The 5,113-nt window shown below is 37.3% G+C and carries 5 protein-coding genes; 3 read left to right on the top strand and 2 right to left on the bottom strand.

Annotated features, from left to right (window positions below):
* Window positions 1-342, bottom strand: a 342-nt coding sequence (locus BBH99_RS09420) for a hypothetical protein (protein ID WP_131799207.1), incomplete at its 3' end; no start/stop codon positions are given.
* A gap of 728 nt (window positions 343-1,070) precedes the next feature.
* Here BBH99_RS09420 and BBH99_RS09415 point away from each other — a divergent pair.
* From BBH99_RS09415 to arr, 3 genes are all read left to right on the top strand, one after another.
* On the top strand, window positions 1,071-2,384 hold the full coding sequence (locus BBH99_RS09415; RefSeq protein ID WP_066694929.1) for a hypothetical protein: 1,314 nt from the start codon (window positions 1,071-1,073) through the stop codon (window positions 2,382-2,384).
* 51 nt (window positions 2,385-2,435) lie between these two features.
* Window positions 2,436-2,954: a hypothetical protein gene (locus BBH99_RS09410; protein ID WP_066694933.1), complete on the top strand. Its 519-nt coding sequence runs from the start codon at window positions 2,436-2,438 to the stop codon at window positions 2,952-2,954.
* A 420-nt stretch (window positions 2,955-3,374) separates the two neighbouring features.
* Window positions 3,375-3,788 (top strand): NAD(+)--rifampin ADP-ribosyltransferase, encoded by a 414-nt coding sequence (gene arr, locus BBH99_RS23050; RefSeq protein WP_066694931.1) that lies wholly within the window; start codon window positions 3,375-3,377, stop codon window positions 3,786-3,788.
* A gap of 65 nt (window positions 3,789-3,853) precedes the next feature.
* On the opposite strand, the gene BBH99_RS09400 is transcribed toward arr, so the two are convergent.
* Window positions 3,854-4,798, bottom strand: a complete 945-nt coding sequence (locus BBH99_RS09400; RefSeq protein WP_066694927.1) for an MBL fold metallo-hydrolase — start codon at window positions 4,796-4,798, stop codon at window positions 3,854-3,856.
* Between the last annotated feature and the right edge of the window lie 315 nt (window positions 4,799-5,113).

Here is a 5,113-nt window from a genome sequence, read left to right as displayed (position 1 = left end):
GCCGATTCCGTCATACACATAATATTTTGAATCCCTTCCCAGTCTGTAAGTGTCAAACAGGTAACCACCAGGATAATGATTCTGGGTATGATGCAGGAAAAGGTTGTTTTTTAAATCAAAAAAGAGATGAAACAGATCGTTTTCCGGTAGTGGACGAGCAAAATCGTAGCCTTGCCATTGATCCATATTGATTCTTTTTGTGGCATATTCAAAATTATCTACAGTTTCCCATTTTCCCAGTACTGTGGTGCTTTTCTGGAGCAGTTGGGAAGCGGCCTGTCCTGAAACCTGAGCATAAAAGCTCAGAATCAGTCCAATAATAAGAGTGGCTTTAATTTTCATATACATTTTTTATTGTGAAAAGATATGTTCAGACAAATGTAATTATTTGATTGTAAAATAGTATATAATAGGGTATTATGATTTTGTTTTTTATAATTTGAAACAAGGGAATTTGTTCTGTTGTTTATTTGATAATAATGGAAAAAATATAAGTTTTTTTTGTGTTTATTTCATTTTGTTTCAAATGTTTTCACTCTTAAAGGCTCTTCTTTTTAAACCATGCTTTTATTCTTTTTTACTATAAGCGTATAGTAGTCTCATGTGCCATCTGTATTGAGAATTATTAAAATAAGGTGTGAATAATAAGCTACGGATACAATCATTGTTACAATGAGAAGTATTCTATATTTTCAAACGAAAATAGTATGCTATATTCTGTAAATGAATATGTTAAATTGTTTCTCATATAGAATGATTACTGAAATTATTGTATTTAATATTGATTATTTTAATGAGAATTTGTTAATTTTAAGATTATAAATAAAATTATTAAATGATTCTAGAAAAAATTTATTCTCTTTTGTATTCCCTGTTTTCTTTTACAAACTTTCCTGACTGTTTTTTTTAAATAAGAAATAATTATAATTGAATAATAAATAAATATCTTTGATTATTATTCATATCGAAATGTTCGAGAAATGAAAGTCGGTCTCAGTACATATATTCCAAAGTGATGGATTTAGAAAAATGGATTGTAATTAAAATAATAACCAACGAAATCATAAAAAATGATGAATAAAGGAACTCTTACATTAGCGGGGCTGTTAATGTGTTCTCTGTTTTTTTCCCAAATATCCGGTCCCCAGGTTTTACCTCATAAACCCAATCATTCTTCAACAGCAAAACTCATTGACAGCGATGGCGACGGGATTACAGATAATGATGACAGGGATGATGATAATGATGGTATTCCGGATGCTTTGGAATGTCCCGGACAGTTTTTCTGGACGGGTCCTCTTACTTATTCGGCAGTGGATAATAAAGTGGCTACCGGAACGATTAACGGGATTAACTTTACCTATACTTCCAGTCAGCCATTGGAAGCTACCGGGGGGATGTATAATCATGGTGCTTTCCCCGCTTCTTATGGAGTCCCTAATAATAATCCCACTATCAAGAATACCCAGGTAACTATCAATACCCTTACGTTTGCTTCACCTATGACAGATCCGGTATTGGTTTTTTCTTCCATAGGAAGTCCTGTTATCTCCGTTCCTATTACATTCAGTAATCCTATTGAGGTAATCTGGGCTTCCAGTGGAACCTCCTTAGTGGTAAACTCACCAACGAAGATCACAGGAACTGAAGGATTTGTAATTCTTAGAATACCCGGCGTGTTTACAAGTATTTCATTTAACTATACCATAGCAGAAAACTACGCCAATTTTACCTTTGGAGCAACAGTGCCGCTGCCTTGTGATTATGATGGGGATGGCATTCCCAATAGTCTGGATCTGGATTCTGATAATGATGGATGCCTGGATGCTCTGGAAGGTGATGAAAATGTACTTACAAGCCAATTGGTGGCCGCAGGCGGAACAGTAACAGTAGGACCGGGATCAATAGCACCGAATAACAATATCTGTGCAAGCTCAACATGTGTTGATTCCCAGGGAATCCCGCTTCTGGTGAATTCCGGAGGAGCTGCTGATGTTGGCAGCGATCAGGGACAGGGCCTTGGAAGTTCTCAGAATATCAATGCCTGCAACAGCTGTTATAAACCAGGCACAGTAAGCGGAACTACGCTTGATACCAAAGTAGGAATAACTTCTTTGGGAAGAGCAGGAACCCCTGGAGACAACTGGCCTATGGTAAGAAAAGGAGGCTGGATGGCTCTGGAATCTAAAACCAAAGGATTTGTATTAAACAGAGTGCCTTTTAATGCATCAGGAAATCCTGTTGGTATCGCCCCTGCAGATTTTATAGAAGGAATGACGGTTTATGATACCACCAATAACTGTCTTAAAATATATACCACAAAGGATAACGGGGCAACCTACGGATGGTATTGCATCAGTATTCAGAGCTGTCCGGATGTCTAACCTGTTTATAGAATGATTCTTTCTCTTCATTACCTTTTAAAATGTTTAAAAATGAAAAAAACAGTTCTTATTATTTCAGTATTTTTTTTCACCACCCATTTTTCACAAGTAGCCATTGGTAAAACATCCGTAAGCAATACCTCTGTTTCGCTTGAATTTAATAACGGGAACAGAGGAATTATCCTTCCATGGGTAACATCAGCAGGAGCCGTAACAGGAGCCGTAGATGGCACTTTAATTTACGATACGACAGACAGAAAAGTAAAATACAAAAATTCCGGGGCGTGGAAAGATATGAGCATTGATGCTACCGGAGCCGTTAATACAGCTTTGCAGAATACCAAAACAGAATCGGCATCCGCAAAGGTAACCATTGGCGGAAACAGCAGTACAAATGCCACTGCCGGAATCCTTGTACTGGCTGATGATAATAAAGCAATGGTTCTTCCCAAAATGGATAGACCCCATTTAAATATTGTCAATCCCGCTGCCGGTACAATAGCCTATGATACAGCCAATCATCAGCTGGCTGTTTTTAACGGAACAGTATGGTCTTTCTGGAAGCCTTAGAAGATTGAGTTGAAAGAAGCGGGAAATATTTGTATACATTTGTTGAGAAATTGAATATTTACATCAATAACTCAACAAAATAATCAGACTATGGAATTTTCACCATTCAATAACGTTGTTAAGCTCTGTATTCAGGGGATGATAATGGAAGATCAGGACAAACAGGAAGAAGCCGGGAAATTCTTCGAACAAAGCTGGAATGAAGCTGCAGATAATGCTGAAAAGTTTCTTGCAGCCTATTATATTGCGCGGTCACAAAAAATATCCTCAGAACGGTTAAAATGGTTTGAAACAGCTCTGCAATATGCCTTAAAGTCAAATGATAACACGGTTAAAAGTGCATTTTATTCTCTGTATGTAAAAATTGCCGAATGCTATGAAGAACTTTCAGAGCCGGAAAAGGCAAAAGAATATAACGAGCTGGCATTGTCTGTAAAAGATAAAATTTTTGATCATGGGCCTTTTTATCACGGAACAAAAGCAGATTTGCAAACCGGAGATTTGTTAACCGCAGGAGGGAACTCCAATTATAAAGCTGATTTCAGGATGAACCATATTTACTTTACAGCACTGGTAAATGGGGCAGGGCTTGCGGCTGCACTAGCCAAAGGCGATGGGGCTGAACGGGTATATATCGTAGAACCTACAGGTGCTTTTGAAAATGACCCCAATCTGACCGATAAAAAATTTCCGGGGAACATGACCCGTTCTTATCGTTCCGAAGCTCCATTGAAAATTATTGGTGAAGTCACAGAGTGGAATAAACCAGGTCCCGAAGAACTTCAGAAATTCCGTGGAAAACTTGAAAATAACAAAGGCGAAATAATCAATTAACCGGACTGACTTCGGTATATCAATATAAAAAGCGATGAGACCTAAGTTTCATCGCTTTTATTTTATTAAGGCAAATTAATTCTTTTCCCCTGTTCCGGGAAAATATATTTTACTTTTAAAGGATTGTTTTTCAGTAACTCTTGTTTAATAAGCTCAGGATTGTTCCCTGTAGGTTTTCTGTGGGTAATCACAATATTAAGGCCTTCCAGATCTTTACGCCCTGTTTTTTCTTTCAGTTTTTCTAGTTCCTCAGTCAGTAGATTAGGAGTAAGATGCCCAAAAAGTAAATGTTCAGGCTGGCTGTTCGGGAAAGAGACTTCTATCAATATGGTATTTAGCTGCTTTTTCTGTATCAATGGAGCTACATTTTTCCAAAGGTTATCCATTCGGTCAGACTTCTCGATTCGGTCTGCCCCTGTGTCGCCCAGATAAAGCAGGTAATGATTTTCATTTCTTACAAGGGCAGCACTGCTTTTATAAGGATTTACATGGCTCAGCTCATATCCCGTTATGAAAAAAGAAGTTTTTTGAGTTGGCATTTCTATCCCTTCCTGAAGTTCACTATAATGGTATTTCCCAAGGATAGGCTTCTGCCCCTGATCTGCAAAATTGATCCAGGTATCTGTAATAAAATAATGATTCTGAAGGATTTGAACTACAGATGGAATGGCGAAAATATCTTTTTTAGAGTCAGCAGGAGAGTTGATGATAAGCCCGGATAGATGATCCAGATGGCCGTGGGAAATAAAATACCCTTTGATTTGATCTTTTAGGACTATTTCTTCCGGACCGTTAAGACTTTTCTGTTCAATCGCTTTTCGGATTCCGGTATTTACTGTTCCTGCATCAAGACAAAGAAATGTGTTGTCCTGAGTTGCTCCCACTAAATAAGCCGATAAATTATCTTCCTGTTCTCCTCCATAGATTCCTAATGGAATAACGTCAAAATTTTGTGCCTGGCAGGCCAGATGTAACAAAAGCGCCAGTAAAGAAAATGCTGTTTTTTTCATTATATTAAAAACTAAAACCCAGCCTTTGCGGCAGGATACTGCAAATTTACATTATTTTTTTCCGGTTCTGTTGATCAAAAGTCCGTCATTGTTAAAGAAAAAAGGTACCAGGCATAAAAATCTGAAGCTAAAGACTCATTCAAAAAAGTTCAGTACTAAGGGAAAAAAGAGATTAAAATATGATAAACCATGGCATTGATTTCTTGAAAAAGAGAATCGTTACATTCTATTGTTAGGTAACTTTTTTGACAAACAGCAACTTCCATCATCCATCATCTGACTTTCAGCCCATTTCCCCTAATTTTAATATCTTTA

Source organism: Chryseobacterium contaminans, from assembly GCF_001684955.1.
Taxonomy (GTDB): Bacteria; Bacteroidota; Bacteroidia; order Flavobacteriales; family Weeksellaceae; genus Chryseobacterium; species Chryseobacterium contaminans.
The sequence above is the reverse complement of the archived record's forward strand: the minus strand, read 5'-3'. Positions and strand labels throughout refer to the sequence as shown.